The sequence below is a fragment of the Gordonia amicalis NBRC 100051 = JCM 11271 genome, from assembly GCF_000332995.1.
Lineage (GTDB): Bacteria > Actinomycetota > Actinomycetes > Mycobacteriales > Mycobacteriaceae > Gordonia > Gordonia amicalis.
In genome coordinates this window covers 1-16,792 of record NZ_BANS01000065.1, presented here as the reverse complement: position 1 = coordinate 16,792, position 16,792 = coordinate 1, and the positions used below count along the sequence as shown (strand labels likewise).

General features: G+C 67.0%; 11 protein-coding genes. 5 read left to right on the top strand and 6 right to left on the bottom strand.

Features of this window, described 5'->3' with window-relative positions; genetic code table 11:
* Positions 1-252: 252 nt before the first annotated feature.
* The 4 genes from GOAMI_RS21775 to GOAMI_RS21760 form a co-directional block, all read right to left on the bottom strand.
* Positions 253-717, bottom strand: coding sequence for a hypothetical protein (locus tag GOAMI_RS21775; RefSeq protein WP_006438795.1), 465 nt, complete (start codon positions 715-717; stop codon positions 253-255).
* A gap of 286 nt (positions 718-1,003) precedes the next feature.
* Positions 1,004-2,293, bottom strand: coding sequence for a sensor histidine kinase (locus GOAMI_RS21770; protein ID WP_040005103.1), 1,290 nt, complete (start codon positions 2,291-2,293; stop codon positions 1,004-1,006).
* A gap of 10 nt (positions 2,294-2,303) precedes the next feature.
* Positions 2,304-2,942, bottom strand: a complete 639-nt coding sequence (locus GOAMI_RS21765) for a response regulator (protein ID WP_006438793.1) — start codon at positions 2,940-2,942, stop codon at positions 2,304-2,306.
* A 2-nt stretch (positions 2,943-2,944) separates the two neighbouring features.
* Positions 2,945-4,009: an alpha/beta hydrolase fold domain-containing protein gene (locus tag GOAMI_RS21760; protein ID WP_374978480.1), complete on the bottom strand. Its 1,065-nt coding sequence runs from the start codon at positions 4,007-4,009 to the stop codon at positions 2,945-2,947.
* 555 nt (positions 4,010-4,564) lie between these two features.
* Here GOAMI_RS21760 and gltB point away from each other — a divergent pair.
* From gltB to GOAMI_RS21745, 3 genes are all read left to right on the top strand, one after another.
* Positions 4,565-9,148, top strand: a complete 4,584-nt coding sequence (gene gltB / locus GOAMI_RS21755; RefSeq protein ID WP_006438791.1) for a glutamate synthase large subunit — start codon at positions 4,565-4,567, stop codon at positions 9,146-9,148.
* Positions 9,141-10,595, top strand: coding sequence for a glutamate synthase subunit beta (locus GOAMI_RS21750; RefSeq protein WP_006438790.1), 1,455 nt, complete (start codon positions 9,141-9,143; stop codon positions 10,593-10,595). Before gltB ends, GOAMI_RS21750 begins: the two co-directional genes overlap by 8 nt.
* Positions 10,596-10,729: 134 nt before the next feature.
* The gene (locus GOAMI_RS21745; RefSeq protein ID WP_006438789.1) at positions 10,730-11,617 is read left to right on the top strand and encodes a cutinase family protein; all 888 of its coding nucleotides are present in this window, start codon (positions 10,730-10,732) and stop codon (positions 11,615-11,617) included.
* Positions 11,618-11,619: 2 nt separating this feature from the next.
* Here GOAMI_RS21745 and GOAMI_RS21740 read toward each other — a convergent pair whose 3' ends face one another.
* Positions 11,620-11,955 (bottom strand): class I SAM-dependent methyltransferase, encoded by a 336-nt coding sequence (locus GOAMI_RS21740; protein ID WP_006438788.1) that lies wholly within the window; start codon positions 11,953-11,955, stop codon positions 11,620-11,622.
* Between the two features lie 41 nt (positions 11,956-11,996).
* Here GOAMI_RS21740 and GOAMI_RS21735 point away from each other — a divergent pair, with 41 nt between their 5' ends.
* Complete coding sequence (locus GOAMI_RS21735) at positions 11,997-12,491, top strand: TetR/AcrR family transcriptional regulator (RefSeq protein ID WP_006438787.1); 495 nt, start codon at positions 11,997-11,999, stop codon at positions 12,489-12,491.
* Positions 12,492-12,984: 493 nt separating this feature from the next.
* Here GOAMI_RS21735 and GOAMI_RS21730 read toward each other — a convergent pair whose 3' ends face one another.
* Positions 12,985-13,212, bottom strand: coding sequence for an RNA-binding S4 domain-containing protein (locus tag GOAMI_RS21730; RefSeq protein WP_006438786.1), 228 nt, complete (start codon positions 13,210-13,212; stop codon positions 12,985-12,987).
* A gap of 126 nt (positions 13,213-13,338) precedes the next feature.
* On the opposite strand from GOAMI_RS21730, the gene lysX reads away from it, so the two are divergent.
* Positions 13,339-16,773: a bifunctional lysylphosphatidylglycerol synthetase/lysine--tRNA ligase LysX gene (gene lysX / locus GOAMI_RS21725; protein WP_006438785.1), complete on the top strand. Its 3,435-nt coding sequence runs from the start codon at positions 13,339-13,341 to the stop codon at positions 16,771-16,773.
* Positions 16,774-16,792: the final 19 nt, after the last annotated feature.

The window sequence follows — 16,792 nt, the reverse complement described above, 5'->3', positions numbered from 1 at the left end:
AAGGTGAACGTCGACAACGTCTCGTTCAACGGCTGCACCACGAACTTCGCGGCCACGGGTGCCGGCGGTGTCTTCGGCTCGCTGGAGAACGTCTTCCCGTGATGCGTTGATGAGTCGAGCTCATCTCGGCGTTTCTCCCCGCTGGTTGAGTGTTTCTGCCCGCTGGTTGAGCTCGTCGAAACCACCACAGGCCCGCGACCATTCCGGTCGCGGGCCTGTGGTGTTTTCCAGTGATCAGCAGGCGTCCTCCACTCACCACTGGTCGAATCCGACATTGGCCTGTGGGAAGCCGGTGTCGATGTGGTTGTTCATCCAGTACTGCTGCGACTGGGGTCCCCAGATCCCGCTCATCCCGGTGTTCACGTTGAACTTGTGGTTGGTGAGCTGGTAGTTGGCGGTGGGACCGAAGAGTCCGATGCGGTACATGGCGTTGACGTCGAGATGGTTGTTGAAAGGTGCGACGGCCGTGATGGTTTCGCTGGCGCCGGGGTACAGGACCTGCTGCGGTGCGTTGACCCACTGACCGCCGTCGGCGTTGCTGCCGATCAGGTATTCGGGCTTGTTCGTGTGGTTGGTGATCGTCATCGCGACTGTCGGTTCGCCCGGGCGGGTGATCGGCATGGTGCCGGCATGGGCTGCTCCGGCGGCACCGAGTGCGATGCCGGTGGCTGCGGCGAGTCCGAGGGTTCCGGCTGCGATGCGGGACGCGATCTTCATGGGGTTCTCCGAGTCTCTGGTGAGGGCTTCTGGGTGGCTGTTCCGGGTTGTTCCGGTGACACCAATGACTTTCCTCGGAAAAGACCGCGCCGGGATTCCGTCGACCGGGTGATGGACCGGTGGATTCGCGCATCCACCGATCGGGGGACACGGATCACCGATCGGTGCTGAAAACCGCCCCTGGAATCCGCCCTCCACAGCCCGGCCGATGACACCATGTCGTCGAATCCGCTGCTCAGGCCGGTTTCCGATGGCGGTTTTCAGGGGTGCTTTTCAGCGGGGCCGGTCAGACCTCGCGCGCGGGCACCTCGACGATGGCGGCGGTTCCGCCGCTCGGCCGCCTGGCCAGCGAGAACGTGCCGCCGGTGCCCTCGATCCGTACGCGTCGCGAGGCCAGGCCGATGTGGCCGGCAGCCTGGCGTCGCTGTATCAGCTCCTCGATCTCGACGCCATCGGGCAGACCGATGCCGTCGTCGACCACCACCAGTCGCGCGACCCCGTCGTCGAATTCGGCGGTGATCTCCGCGGCGTCGGCCTCGGCGTGCTTGACGACGTTCGTCAGCAACTCCCGGGCTGCGGCGAACAGCAGCGAGTCGGCGGATGTGCGCAGTTCGGTCGGCCAGGCGGCGGTGTCGACGGAGATCGACGGAGCGCCGGCGCGACTGCCGTAGGACGCGGCGAGGTCGGTGAGGGCGACGGCGAGGCCCGCCTGTTCGAGGACCGCGGGGTGCAGTTCGCTCAGCGTCGACCGGAGCAGCCGGGCCGAGTCGCGCAGAGCCCCGTCGACCCGGTTCAGGATGACCGGATCGGCCGAACCCCGAAGTGTCGCAAGCTCTTGCCGGGCGGCCAGCACGTACTGGAGGGCGCCGTCGTGCAGGTTGTCGGCGAGGTCGCGTCGTTCCCGCTCCTCGATCTCCATCGTGGCGTCGAGCAGCCGGGCCCGTTCGGCGGCAAGCGATCCGATCGTCGTCACCCGAGACCGTTGCAGCTGGGACAACAGGATCGCACCGACCGCGAGCGCCGCCACGACGAGCACGCGCAGCACGATGATCGACCACGGCTCGCCGTTCGCCTGCCGGGCGAGGATGTTGGCGACGGCATAGACCACCACGGTCGCGACCACGACGATCGCGCACAGTCGCGGCTGCAGGGAGATGGCTGCGATCATCGGGACCAGGGCGAATCCGGCGAGCAGGGCGTCGGTGGTCCAGCTGACCTCGTTCGACATCCCCGCGACGACGGCCAGGATCGTCAGGAGCAGCAGGTCGATCGGCAGTGCGATCCACGAGTAGCGGACCACCCACGTGTCGTAGCGGCGCACCACGACCGCTCCGGCAACACACCACGCCGCGTAGAGGGCGGCGGTGACGACGCTGAACACTGCCGCATGGTCGGGCGGATCGAGACACACTGTCAGCAGCACGAAAAGCGCCAGGAACAGTCGCAGCAGCACCTGGACCCGGATACCGCGGATGGCGTGCTCGACGAGGATGCGATGGATCCGGGGCTCGTCGGCGAACTCACCGAACCCGAGATAGACCGTCAGGCCGGCGATCTCGATGTCGGAGTTGCGCAGCACGCCGCGGCTACTCGAGAAGCCCACGACGCATCGCCTCGGCCACGGCGGCCGCGCGGTCGGAGACCCCGAGCTTCTCGTAGAGGCGCTGGGTGTGGGTCTTCACGGTCGCGGCACCGATGTACAGCTCGGCGGCGACCTGCGGAATCGATTGTCCCCGTGCGAATCCGGTGAGCACCTGGCGCTCGCGTTCGCTGAGGGCCGGGGTGTCGCGCTGGGTTTGGGCGCGGATCTCACCGACGAGGCCGGCGGCGAGCATCGGGGGCACCACCGTCTCTCCTCGGGCGACCCGCGTCACCGCACCCACGATCTCGTCGCGGTCGGCGTCCTTCGACAGATATCCGGCGGCACCTTCCTGCAGTGCCCGGAACACGATGGGACCGTCGGTGACCGCCGACAGCAGGAGCACGCGCGTGGGCAACTGATCGCGGGTGACCGCATGCGCCAGTTCGACACCCGTCATCCCGGGCATCTGATGGTCGACCACGGCGACGTCGGGGCTTGCGTGCCGGATCAGCTCGAGTCCGGCGGCCCCGTCGGCTGCCTCGCCGACCACCCGCACCCGTCCGCTCTGCGTCAGACCCCGTGACACCCCGTCCCGGAAGAACGGGTGGTCGTCGACGACGACCGCGGTCACGAGGTCGTCCACACTCAGCTCGCCGGCTCGGTGCGCGTGGGTGCCGTCACGGTGATGAACCGCGCCGCGGTGTCCACGGCCTGTCGTGCCTCGGCGGACAGCCGCGGCATGAGCTGGAACACGTGTCCCTGATCCGGCCAGGCCTGGATCACCGAAACGCCTCCGGCCCCGACGATCTCGTCGTGCGTGGCCCGGGCGTCGGCGCCCATGACCTCCAGCGATCCGTACTGGATGAGGGTCTTCGGGAGGGTCATCTCCGGGGTGAGGCGGATGCGCATGCGCGGATGGTCGGGGTCGGCGGTCCGCGTGTAGAGACGAAGGATCTTGCGCGCGGTGACCGCATTGATGATCGGATCGTGGACGCCGCTGCGCTGATTGTCCACGGCCAGATCGAAAGTCGGGTCGTAGAGCGGGGAGAAGAGCACCATCGAACCCGGCTGCGGTGTGCGGGTCGCGTGGTTGACGGCGAGGAGATCGAGGGCGAGGTGCCCGCCGGCCGAGTCGCCGGCCACCACGATGTCCTCGGCCCGGTAACCCTGCGCGAGCAGCCATCGGTAACCGCGGATGGCGTCGTTTCCCGCACACGGCCAGGGATGTTCGGGACCGAGCCGGTAGTCGAGGCTGAACGCCGAGAGTTCCGTCCGATTTCCCAGCCGCGCGACGAGACCGCGATGCGTGCGCGGGGAGCACACCACATATCCGCTGCCGTGCAGGTAGTAGATGATCCGGGTGCCCGGCTGCGGGTCCGCGGCGCGTCGGCCGGTCACCCATTCACCGCGGATCTGGCCCCCGCGGAAGGTCTCCCTCACCAACTCGACCTGCGTGCCGGACGGCGGTGGACTGAGCCGTTCGATGGTGCGGTTCAGTCCCGGGCGGGTCCGCTGGATCATCTGCGCGGTCACCAGGGGATGGCTCCGGCCCGCGGCGAGCATTATCGGCCAGGTGACCCGCGCGAGGTAGGCGTTCACGGCGCGCGATCGGCGAGAACCGTGGGGGTCGACGCCGAGGTTTCCGAATGGTTTCTCGTCATCGGCGGGCGGGATGGGCGCCCCGCCCGCGGGTAAGGTGATGCTTATCACTCAGACGCTAGCCGGGTCTGGTGTCCGGTGTGCGACGAATATGTGGGTCGACACCTGACCGCGACCCCGCCGCGATCGAGTGGCCACCGCGATGGACCCGTCCCGTTACGAACAGAAGGCAGACAGCTCACGTCGAGCGGTCCGCACGGTGATGTCCGTACTCGCCCGATTTTCCTCTGACGTGCAGTATCGCGTCCATTGTGGTAGCCGGATTTCGATAGTGGGCACCCCACATGGAAAAATGACCCACAATGCTCATACGGCAGCCCGCGGGCGCCCTCTGAAGTGCTGCGCGCAAAGCCGAGATGAGCATGGTGCTCGGGCCTCGACGATGCGGCCCGTGAGATTCCGTCAGCAACGGCGCTGACGGGGCCACCGCCTTGTGATTGTCGGCTCTGCCCCAGGTCAGCCCCTCGGGGGAGGATGACGACGCTGTGGACATCGAGGTCCGCAAGGCGAACAGGCCGGCAAGGGAGCCGGTTACACAGGCGGGGTGGCCCCCAGACATTGACCACTGTTAGTGCGTGCACCCTCCGCACGCAAAGTGAGGCGGATATGAAGCAGGCTCCGGGACCGGTGGGTCTCTACGACCCACGTAACGAGCACGACTCGTGCGGCGTGGCGTTCGTCGTGGACATGCACGGACGACGCAGTCGCAACATCGTCGACAAGGCGATCATGGCCCTGGTCAACCTCGAGCACCGCGGTGCCGCAGGTGCTGAACCGAACACAGGTGACGGTGCCGGGATCATGATCCAGGTTCCCGACCGCTTCCTGCGTGAGACGGTCGATTTCGAGCTCCCCGCCGAGGGCAGCTACGCGACCGGTATCGCGTTCCTGCCGCAGGGCTCCGAAGATGCTCGTCTCGCCTGCGAGGGCGTCGAGAAGGTCATCGAGTCCGAGGGTCTGACCCTGCTCGGCTGGCGCGAGGTGCCCACCAACGAGAACTCGCTCGGTGCGCTCGCCCGCGACGCGATGCCCACTTTCCGCCAGGTCTTCATCGGTGGCGCGGAGGGCATGGAGCTCGAGCGCCGGGCGTACGTCGTGCGCAAGCGCGTCCAGTACGAGCTCGGCAACAAGGGTGCAGGCGCCGACGGCCCCGGCCGCGAGACCGTGTACTTCCCGAGCCTGTCGGGACGCACCTTCGTCTACAAGGGCATGCTGACGACCCCGCAGCTGCGGGAGTTCTACGTCGACCTGCAGGACTCGCGCGTCGAGAGCTCGCTGGGCCTCGTCCACTCGCGCTTCTCCACCAACACCTTCCCGTCGTGGCCGCTCGCGCACCCGTTCCGTCGTGTCGCCCACAACGGTGAGATCAACACCGTCACGGGCAACGAGAACTGGATGCGTGCCCGCGAGGCGCTCATCGACACCGAGGCCTTCGGTGCCGACGCGGCGTCGAAGATCTTCCCGGTCTGCACCCCCGGTGCGTCGGACACCGCACGTTTCGACGAGGTGCTCGAACTGCTGCACCTCGGTGGCCGCAGCCTGCCGCACGCGGTCCTGATGATGATCCCGGAGGCCTGGGAGCGTCATGAGTCGATGAAGCCCGAGCACCGTGCGTTCTACCGCTATCACGCCACCATGATGGAACCCTGGGACGGCCCGGCGTCGGTGTGCTTCACCGACGGCACGGTCGTCGGAGCGGTCCTCGACCGGAACGGCCTGCGTCCCAGCCGCATCTGGGTCACCAAGGACGATCTCGTCGTGATGGCCTCCGAGGTCGGCGTCCTCGACATCGACCATGCCGACGTCGTGCAGAAGATGCGCCTGGAGCCCGGCCGGATGTTCCTCGTGGACACCGCCGCCGGCCGCATCGTCGACGACGAGGAGATCAAGGACGAACTCGCCGCCGAGCACCCGTACCAGGAGTGGCTCGACGAGCATCTGGTCGACGTCAACGACGTGCGTGCGCTGCCGCATGAGCACATGGCCCACGACCGGGTCGCGTTGCGCCAGCAGGTCTTCGGTTACACCAGCGAGGAGCTCGACCTCCTCGTCGCGCCGATGGCCAGGACCGGCGCCGAGGCGCTCGGTTCGATGGGCACCGATACCCCGATCGCCGTGCTGTCCAAGCGTCCGCGCATGCTGTTCGACTACTTCCAGCAGCTCTTCGCGCAGGTCACCAACCCGCCGCTGGACGCCATCCGCGAAGAGGTGGTGACCGGCCTAGGCGACACGATCGGCTCCGAGGGCGATCTCCTGCATCCGGGTCCGAACAGCTGCCGCAAGATCGAGATCCCCGAACCGACCATCGACAACGACACGTTGGCGAAGCTGGTTCGGATCGAGGAGGACGGCCGCTACCCGGACCTGCGCAGCAAGCAGATCTACGGCCTGTACCCGGTTGCCGAGGGCGGCGCGGGCCTGCGCGCCGCACTGGACCGGATCCGCGCCGAGGTGAGCGCCGCGATCGACGACGGTGTGTCCATCGTGGTGCTCTCCGATCGTGAGTCGGACGAGACCAACGCACCGATCCCGTCGCTGCTGCTGACCGCGGCGGTGCACCATCACCTGGTCCGGGAGCGCAAGCGCACCCGGGTGGGCCTGGTGGTGGAGTCCGGCGACGCCCGCGAGGTCCACCACATCGCTGCGCTCGTCGGCTTCGGCGCCGGCGCGGTCAATCCGTACATGGCCTTCGAGTCGATCGAGGACATGGTCGAGCGCGGCGTGCTCGGCGACATCGATTTCGCCACCGCACGCAAGAACTACATCAAGGCCGCCAGCAAGGGTGTGCTCAAGGTGATGAGCAAGATGGGCATCTCGACCATCGCCTCGTACACCGGTGCGCAGCTCTTCCAGGTCATCGGCCTCTCCCAGGCGACCGTCGACGAGTTCTTCACCGGCCTGATCAGCCAGCTCGGCGGCATCGGTCTCGACGAGATCGCCGCCGACGTCGCCACCCGGCATGCACTGGCCTTCAGCGACCGGCCCTCGGAGCGCGCACACCGCGAGCTCGAGGTCGGCGGTGAATACCAGTGGCGCCGTGAGGGTGAGTACCACCTGTTCAACCCGGACACGGTGTTCAAGCTGCAGCACTCCACGCGCACCGGTCAGTACGGGGTGTTCAAGGAGTACACGAAGTTGGTCGACGACCAGTCGACCCGTCTCGGTACGCTGCGCGGCCTCTTCGACTTCAACTTCGGTGACCGGGACCCGATCCCGATCGAGAAGGTCGAGCCGGCCAGCGAGATCGTCAAGCGGTTCTCCACCGGCGCGATGAGCTTCGGTTCGATCTCCGCCGAGGCCCACGAGACGCTGGCCATCGCCATGAACCGTCTCGGGGGTCGCTCGAACTCCGGTGAGGGCGGCGAGGATCCGCGTCGTTTCCACCACGACGAGAACGGCGACTGGCGTCGCAGTGCGATCAAGCAGGTCGCGTCGGGACGTTTCGGTGTCACCTCGCACTACCTGTCGAACTGCACCGACATCCAGATCAAGATGGCGCAGGGTGCCAAGCCCGGTGAGGGCGGCCAGCTCCCGCCGCACAAGGTGTACCCGTGGGTCGCCGAGGTCCGCGGTTCGACGCCGGGCGTCGGCCTCATCTCGCCGCCGCCGCACCACGACATCTACTCGATCGAGGATCTCGCGCAGCTGATCCACGACCTGAAGAACGCGAACCCCAAGGCGCGCATCCACGTGAAGCTCGTCAGCGAGGTCGGCGTGGGCACCGTCGCCGCCGGTGTGTCGAAGGCACACGCGGACGTCGTGCTCATCTCGGGTCACGACGGTGGTACCGGTGCGTCGCCGCTGACGTCGCTCAAGCACGCCGGCGCGCCGTGGGAGATCGGTCTGGCCGAAACCCAGCAGACGTTGCTGCTCAACGGTCTTCGCGATCGCATCGTGGTCCAGGTCGACGGTCAGATGAAGACCGGCCGCGACGTCGTGATCGCCGCCCTGCTCGGCGGTGAGGAGTTCGGTTTCGCGACCGCGCCGCTCGTCGTCTCGGGCTGCGTCATGATGCGCGTCTGCCACCTCGACACCTGCCCGGTGGGCATCGCCACCCAGAACCCGCTTCTGCGTGAGCGTTTCGCCGGCAAGCCGGAGTTCGTCGAGAACTTCTTCCTGTTCATCGCCGAAGAGGTCCGGGAACTGCTGGCACGCCTCGGTTTCCGTACGCTCCAGGAGGCCGTGGGTCACGTCGAGGCCCTCGACACCACCAAGGCGCTGGCGCACTGGAAGTCGGAGAAGGCGGGCAAGCTCGACCTGTCGTCGATCCTGACCATGCCGGAATCGCCGTTCATGAACCAGGATCTGTACTGCTCGGGCGTGCAGGACCATGCGCTCGAGAAGGCGCTCGACCAGCAGCTCATCGCACAGAGCCGCGAGGCGATCGACCACGGCACCCGGGTGTCGTTCACGTCGAAGATCACCAACGTGAACCGCACCGTCGGCACCATGCTGGGCCACGAGGTCACCAAGACCTATGGCGCACAGGGTCTGCCGGACGGCACGATCATCGTCGACTTCACCGGTTCGGCCGGCAACAGCTTCGGCGCCTTCGTGCCCAAGGGCATCACGCTGCGGCTCGAAGGCGACGCCAACGACTTCGTGGGCAAGGGTCTCTCGGGCGGCCGCCTGGTGGTCCGTCCGGCGCGCAACGCCCCGGCCGACTTCGTCGCCGAGCACAACATCATCGCCGGCAACGTGATCGGTTTCGGTGCCACCGCGGGCAAGATCTTCCTGCGCGGCATCGTCGGTGAGCGCTTCTGCGTTCGTAACTCCGGTGCGACGGCCGTCGTCGAGGGTGTGGGTGACCACGGTTGTGAGTACATGACCGGTGGACGCGTGATCATTCTCGGCGAGACCGGCCGCAACTTCGCGGCGGGAATGTCGGGTGGTATCGCCTACGTCTACGACCCGGACGCCGAGCTGGCCGACAACCTCAACACCGAGCTCGTCGACATCGAGCCGCTCGCCGACGAGGACATCGAGTTCCTCGCCGGCATCATCGACGAGCACCGTGCCGAGACCGAATCCCCGGTCGCCGCAAAGCTGCTCGCCGATTGGGACACTGCCCAGACCAAGTTCGCCAAGGTCATGCCGCGGGACTACAAGCGCGTGCTGCTGGCCATCTCCGACGCGGAGAAGACCGGGCGAGACGTGAACGAAGCGATCATGGAGGCCGCACGTGGCTGACCCCAGAGGATTCCTCAAGCACCCCGAGCGGGAGCTGCCCGACCGTCGTCCGGTCGAACTGCGGCTGCTCGACTGGAACGAGGTCTACACCGACTTCGACAAGGGGCACCTGAAGACTCAGGCCAGCCGCTGCATGGACTGCGGCATCCCGTTCTGCCACAACGGTTGTCCGCTCGGGAACCTGATTCCCGAGTGGAATGACCTGGTCTACAAGGACCGGTGGCGTGACGGTATCGAGCGTCTGCACGCGACCAACAACTTCCCGGAGTTCACCGGTCGCCTGTGCCCGGCCCCCTGCGAGGCGTCGTGCGTGCTCGGCATCAACCAGCCGCCGGTGACCATCAAGCAGGTCGAGGTCGAGCTCATCGACAACGCCTTCGACAACGGCTGGGTCACCCCGGTCCTGCCGACGAAGAAGACCGGCAAGTCGGTAGCCGTCGTCGGTTCGGGTCCCGCCGGACTTGCCGCCGCACAACAGCTCACGCGTGCCGGGCACGACGTGACACTCTTCGAGCGGGCCGACCGCATCGGTGGTCTGCTGCGCTACGGCATCCCCGAGTTCAAGATGGAGAAGCGTCACATCGACCGCCGCCTGGCGCAGATGGAGGCCGAGGGCACCGTCTTCCGTACCGGCGTCAACGTGGGTGTCGACATCACCGTCGAGCAGCTGCGTGCCGACTTCGACGCGGTCATCCTCGCCAACGGTTCGACCATCGGTCGCGACCTGCCGATCCCGGGCCGCGAGCTCGACGGCATCCACCAGGCGATGGAGTTCCTGCCGCAGGCCAATCGGGTTCAGCTCGGCGACACCGTCGAGGGGCAGATCACCGCAAAGGGCAAGAAGGTCATCATCATCGGCGGTGGCGACACCGGCGCCGACTGCCTGGGGACCTCGTTGCGGCAGGGCGCCGAGATCGTCCACCAGTTCGAGATCATGCCGAAGCCGCCGATCGAGCGTGCCGAGTCGACCCCGTGGCCGACCTACCCGCTGATGTACCGCGTGTCGTCGGCCCACGAAGAGGGCGGCGAGCGCGTCTTCTCGGTCAACACCGAGGAGTTCATCGGGGAGAACGGCAAGGTCACCGGCCTCCGGGCCCACGAGGTGGTCATGCGTGACGGTCGCTTCGAGAAGGTCGAGGGCTCGGATTTCGAACTCGAGGCCGATCTGGTCCTGCTGGCGATGGGCTTCGTCGGCCCCGAGCGTGAGGATCTCCTCGACAAGATGGGCGTCGAGTACGACCCTCGCGGCAACGTCAAGCGCGACAGCAAGTTCGCCGCGGTCGGCCGGCCCGGCGTGTTCGTCGCCGGTGACGCCGGTCGTGGTCAGTCGCTGATCGTGTGGGCGATCGCCGAGGGCCGTTCGGCCGCCGCGGCCGCCGACGAGTACCTCACCGGTGCCTCCGATCTGCCGGCCCCGATCGTGCCGACCCAGGTCGCCCAGCGCTGACCCGTCGCCACCAGAACCGAGGACTCCCGCCCGCCGCACAAGGTTGGGCGGGAGTCCTTTTCACTCTGCTACACATCCCGGTGGCACCGCCATACACTCGGCTCATCGCGATCCATCTACCGAAGGGACAGCCCATGCGTCGAATCCTCGCCATCATGTGCACTCTGCTGTGTGCGGTCTTGGGAGGGTTCGGGCTGACGGCACCGCGCGCGGACGCGGCGCCCGCCGACTGCCCGAAGATCTATGTCCTCGCCGTTCCGGGTACCTGGGCCAACGGGGTCAGCCCGGGGGTCCTGAACGCCGTCACGTCCGGGCTGGGTCCGGAGACCAAGGTTCAGTACGTCGGCTACGACGCGACCGCGTTCCCGTGGGAGAAGGCGGTTTACGGGAAGTCGAAGGCGCAGGCCGTCGCCAACACCCGGGGCCTGGCACTGCAGATGCTGCAGCATTGCCCGGGAACCCGGATCGCGCTCGTCGGTTACAGCCAGGGCGCCGACGCGGCCGGCGACCTCGCGTCGGAGATCGGCACCGGGCGTGCGGCGATCCGCCCCCGTCAGGTTGCCGGCGTCGTGCTGATCTCCGATCCCCGACGGTCGCGCAAGGACAACCTCGTCGGTCCGGCCCTGCGCGGCGAGGGCAGCGGCGGTCCCCGCCTCGACGGCATGGGGTGGGTGCTGCCCCGGGCTTTCACTCTCTGCGAGCCGTCGGACATGTACTGCAACGTGCCGCGAGACTTCTACATCACCCGCATCGCCGGCTACCTGGCCGAAACCAGCGATCCGACGCCGAGCCAGATCCTCCAGTACCAGGCCGAGGCTGCCGTGATCGTCCGTGAGCTGCTCACGCTCGGCGGACCCGGAGCCATCGTCGAGGAGCTCGGCAACAAGCGTGCCCGCGAGCAGATCACCTCGTTCAACCGGTTCCTGAAGTCCGGCTCACACGGCACCTACGGCGATTTCCAGGTGAATCCCGGTGTCAGCGCCGTCACCTGGGCCAATCGATTCCTCGCCGGCCTCGCCTGAGGTCATCCGGCGCGATCGGGCTTTCGGCCGATGAGGGCTCCGGTCGATGACCTGATGGTGTGGAACTCGACCGACGTGAATCCCTGGCTGGTCAGGTCCGGGATGTAGCGCCGGACATCGAGGGCGTCGACCGGATCGGTGTGGCCGGCGACCTGGTCGGCGGTGCGCCGGGCAGCCGACCGCGACATCGCCCGGATCAGGATCGGCAGGATCGGGCCGCTCGGGTGCGCGTCGGCGAGTAGCACTGTGCCACCCGGCCGAAGTACCCGGAACATGCCGGACAACGCGGCGTCGCGGTCGGCCTGCGGGATGTGGTGCATCACGAAGGTAGAGGTCACGACGTCGACGGACGAACCTGCACCGAGCGCTCATCGAGCTGATGGTCGAGCGGGACTACGACCGGATCAGTGTGCGCGACATCCTCGATCGGGCCGACACCGGACGCTCGGCCTTCTACGCGCACTTCCGCGACAAGGATGACCTGCTCCTGGCGAGCAGCGTCGAGTACCTTCGGGACGTCCTCGCGGTTCCGTTGCCCCCGGACCCGGCGGCGCCTCCGGACAGTGAACGTCTGGCGCCGGTTCCTCGACTACTCGTACTCGCGCAGCAGTACCCCGAGGTCTATCGAGTCCTCGTCGGCCGTTCGACGGGCGGGACAGTGCTGCGGTCCATGCGGGATGTCGTCGAACGACTGCTCACCGAGCAGATGGCCGGACGACTCGAGGTCGCCGAACAGGATTTCGCCGCGACCATCGCGTTCCTGTCCTGGGGTGTCGTCGGGATGCAGGCGGCCATCGCCGATTCCGGCGGCGCCTTGACGGCCCGGCGTGCCTACGACATCGTCGCCGGGTTGCTGTCGCCCGCCGAGCCGTAGAACGAATTTTGGTCCGAGTGGATGGCATACGCCGCAGCATTCGCTGCGTAGCATTGGTGCTGGTAGATGCCGCGTCGCTACCCGGAACGTAACGCCCCGCGTGTCATGATCGATTTAGTCGACATGTACGGCAGTCACGAATCCGGGACACCGGAGACGTGTACTCTCACATGTCGACGGGGCTCGGGGTGAGTGGTGCAAACCACGAAAAACCTTGGCGACAACGATGAGTACTGTCGCTACAGTAGGTCAAAGTCAGAGTCCGTTGTAACGAATGTGAATGCACCAGGAAGTGATTGGTCATGAAGTTGACTGACACATTTCACCCACCCCGCCGGGGTTCATTGCTGAATTCGCTCACCGGGGGGCGACTCGGCGGACGTCGTGTCAACTCATCGACGTTTCCCGCGGAGGCAGAACGTCTCATCACGCCGGCCGAGCTCCGGCGCCTCGGCGTAGGTTCCTGATCCCCGCGGTGACCAGACCGCAGTGATCACTCGTCCCGGGCCACCCGGGCGCCCATCCCGCCGATCTCGATCACATCGCCGATGGCCAGTTGCCGTCCGCGTCGGGTCTCGACCTCGCCGTTGACGGTCACCAGGCCGTCGGCGATGACCTCTTTGGCCTCGGCGCCGGATTCGATGAGGTTGGCCAGTTTCAGGAACTGGCCGAGTCGGATTGAGTCGTCCCGGATCGTCACGTCGTACACGGTCCCGATCATGCCCCGTGTCCGCACACCCGGCCACACCGGCACGGCCACGCAGATATGTGCCGGGTTGTGTGCCGCCGCTTGATCGAATCAGCGTGGAGTGCAGAGCGCACCCGCGCATACGACTACCGTCGACGCATGGCCACCGACACCCGCCTTGCGCCGGTCGACCCGTCCAGCCCCGACGAACATCCCGAGGCGCCCCGGCGGACCCCCACCGCGGCGGACCGACGTTCCCTCGTCCTCCTCGACAAGATCAGGCGCCCTACCGGATTCGGCCGCAATGCGCCGCACATCGCGGGCACCGTCGTGGGTGTCCTGGCGACGATCGCGTTGCTGTCCAGCCTGTTGCCGGCTTTCCGGCATCTGATCCACGACCCCCGGCGCTACGTCGACGACTACATCATCACGCTGCCCGACACGAGCTTCGCGTGGGCGTTCGTCCTCGCCCTCATCGCGGTCGCCCTGTCGGCGCGCAAGCGGATCGCCTGGTGGATCAGCGTGATCTACCTCGTACTCTTCATGGTCGGCAACGTGCTGTACCTGATCCCGTCACTCGAGGACGACCTCGATGTGACGGCCTGGGACCAGACCAACATCTACATCGGACTGGTCATCGACCTCGCCGCGCTGGTCTTCCTCGTGGCCACGTATCGGCAGTTCCACACGCGGGTTCGTCGCGGTGCGATCCCCGCGGCGATCGCCACGCTCGTCGTCGGTCTCGGCATCGCCACCCTGCTCGGCTGGGCGCTGGTCTGGGCCTTCCCCCACACGCTGACCAGGGCGGATCGACTGCCGTACGCGTTCAACCGCGTGGTCGCCTTCGGTGCGATCGATCAGGAGGCCTCGTTCGACGGTCGCCACACGCATGTCTTCGTCAACGGTCTGCTGGGCCTGTTCGGTGCCCTGGCGTTGATCGCCGCGGCGGTCGTGCTGTTCCGGTCGCAGCGACTGCGTTGGTTGATCACCGCGGAGGACGAGGCACTCATCCGGGCACTCATCACCCGGTTCAACGACGACGATTCGCTGGCGTACTTCTCGACGCGCCGGGACAAGGCCGTGGTGTTCTCACCCGACGGTCGGGCGGCCATCACGTACCGCGTGGAGGTCGGCGTCGGACTCGCCGGCGGTGACCCGATCGGCGACCCGGAATCGTGGCCCGACGCCATCGCCGAATTCCTCACGCTCTGTGAGAAGTACGGTTGGCATCCGGCGTCCATCGGGTCGAGTCCACGCGGCGCCGCGGCCTTCGACGCGGCCGGTTTCATCTCGCTGAACATCGGCGACGAGGCGATCCTGCACACGCGGGAGTTCAGCCTCAGCGGACCGGCGATGAAAGCCGTGCGCCAGGCCGTGACCCGCACCAGGCGTGCAGGTGTGACGGTGCGCATTCGCCGCCACGGCGAGATCTCGACAAGCTCGATCGGCGGAAGGCCGTCCGAGATGGAAAAGGTCGTCGCCCGTGCCGACGACTGGCGCGACACCGACGAGGAACGCGGTTTCGCGATGGCGTTGTCGCGCATCGGCGATCGCGCCGACGACAACTGCCTGCTGGTCGAGGCCGTCGTCGACGAGGGCACCGCCGACGAGAAGGTCGTCGGCATGCTCTCGTTCGTCCCGTGGGGACGCCGAGGTGCGTCGCTCGACCTGATGCGGCGGGACCGGCAGGGTCCCAACGGCGTCGTGGAGACGATGGTCGCCGAGTTATGCCGCAACTCCGAGCAATTGGGCATCACCGAGGTCTCGCTCAACTTCGCGGCCTTCCGCGCGTTCTTCGAGCAGGGACCGCAAATCGGCGCCGGGCCCGTCATGCGTGCGGGCTACTCGGTGCTGATGTTCGGTTCCCGGTTCTTCCAGATGGAGTCGCTGTACAAGTCGAACGCCAAGTACCTGCCGGACTGGCAGTCGCGGTACCTGTGCTTCGAGGACAATCGCATCCTGCCGCGTGTCGGTCTCGCCGCCATCGTCACCGAAGGGTTCATCACCCTCCCGAAGTTCGGTCGGGCCAGGCACTACACCGAAGGCCAGCCGTCGATCCCTGCCGGTGTCGACGCACCTGCGTTGATCGCCGAGCTGGAAGCCGAGGCAGCCACCCCCGAGGGTGCGGTCGTGCACCGTCCCGAACAGGTCCGGGTGCGCCTGGAGAAGATGGACCGGCTCGTCGAAAGCGGATTCGATCCGTATCCGCCGGCCGACCAGCCCACCCACACCATCGCGCAGGCGCGGACCGAACCCGAGGGCAGCGTCGTGACCATTGCCGGCCGCGTCACGCGCCTGCGGGACTTCGGCAAGGTCGTCTTCGCCGACATGCACGACTGGTCGGGGGAGGTGCAGATCCTCGTCGAGGAGTCCCGCGTCATCCCGGGCACACCCGATTTCGGGACCGACGTCGATCTCGGCGACCTGATCCAAGCCCGCGGGGTTGTCGGCACCAGTCGTTCCGGTGAACTGTCGATCCTCATCGACGCCTGGCGGATCAACGGCAAGTGCCTGCGACCTCTGCCGGACAAGTGGGCGGGACTGACCGATCCCGAGGCGCGGGTGCGTCAGCGCTACGTCGACCTCGCGATCAACGAGGAGAGCCGGAAGAACCTCGCGATCCGCAGCCTGGTGGTGAAGTCGATGCGCGACTTCCTCGCCGCGCGCGGCTTCCTGGAGGTCGAGACGCCGATGCTGCAGCAGATCCACGGCGGCGCCAACGCGACCCCGTTCCAGACGCACATCAATGCCTACAACCTCGACCTCTATCTGCGGATCGCGCCGGAGCTCTACCTGAAGCGTCTGTGCGTCGGCGGAGTGGAGAAGGTGTTCGAGATCGGCCGCAACTTCCGCAACGAGGGCGTCGACTTCAGTCACAATCCGGAGTTCACGAGCCTGGAAGCCTATGAGGCGCACAGCGATTACCTGAAGATGTTGGACCTGACCCGCGAGATGATCCAGAATGCGGCCACCGCGGCCTACGGTGAACCGGTCATCATCCGCACCGACGCCGACGGAAACGAAGTCCGCGTGGACATCTCGGGGGAGTGGCCGGTCAAGACCGTCCACGAGGTGGTGTCCGAGGGTGCGGGAGAAGAGATCACGCCGGAGACCCCGGTCGAGACGTTGCGGGCCGTGTGCGACCGCCTCGACATCAACTACCGCCCGGATTGGGATGCCGGCCAGATCGTCCTCGAGCTCTACGAGCATCTCGGCGAGGACCGCACGACCTTCCCGACCTTCTACACCGACTTCCCGACGTCGACCTCGCCGCTGACCCGCGCGCACCGCAGCAAGCCGGGCGTCGCCGAACGCTGGGACCTGGTGGCGTGGGGTGTGGAGCTCGGCACCGCGTACACCGAACTGACCGATCCGGTGGAGCAGCGCAGGCGTCTCACCGAGCAGTCGATCCTGGCGGCGGACGGCGACCCGGAGGCGATGGAACTCGACGAGGACTTCCTGCAGGCGCTCGAGTACGCGATGCCGCCGACGGGCGGGCTCGGGGTGGGCGTCGACCGTGTGGTCATGCTCATCACCGGCCAGTCGATCCGCGAATCGCTCGCCTTCCCGCTCGCCAAACCGCAGGACGCCTGAACCGCGGCTTCTGCTGGTT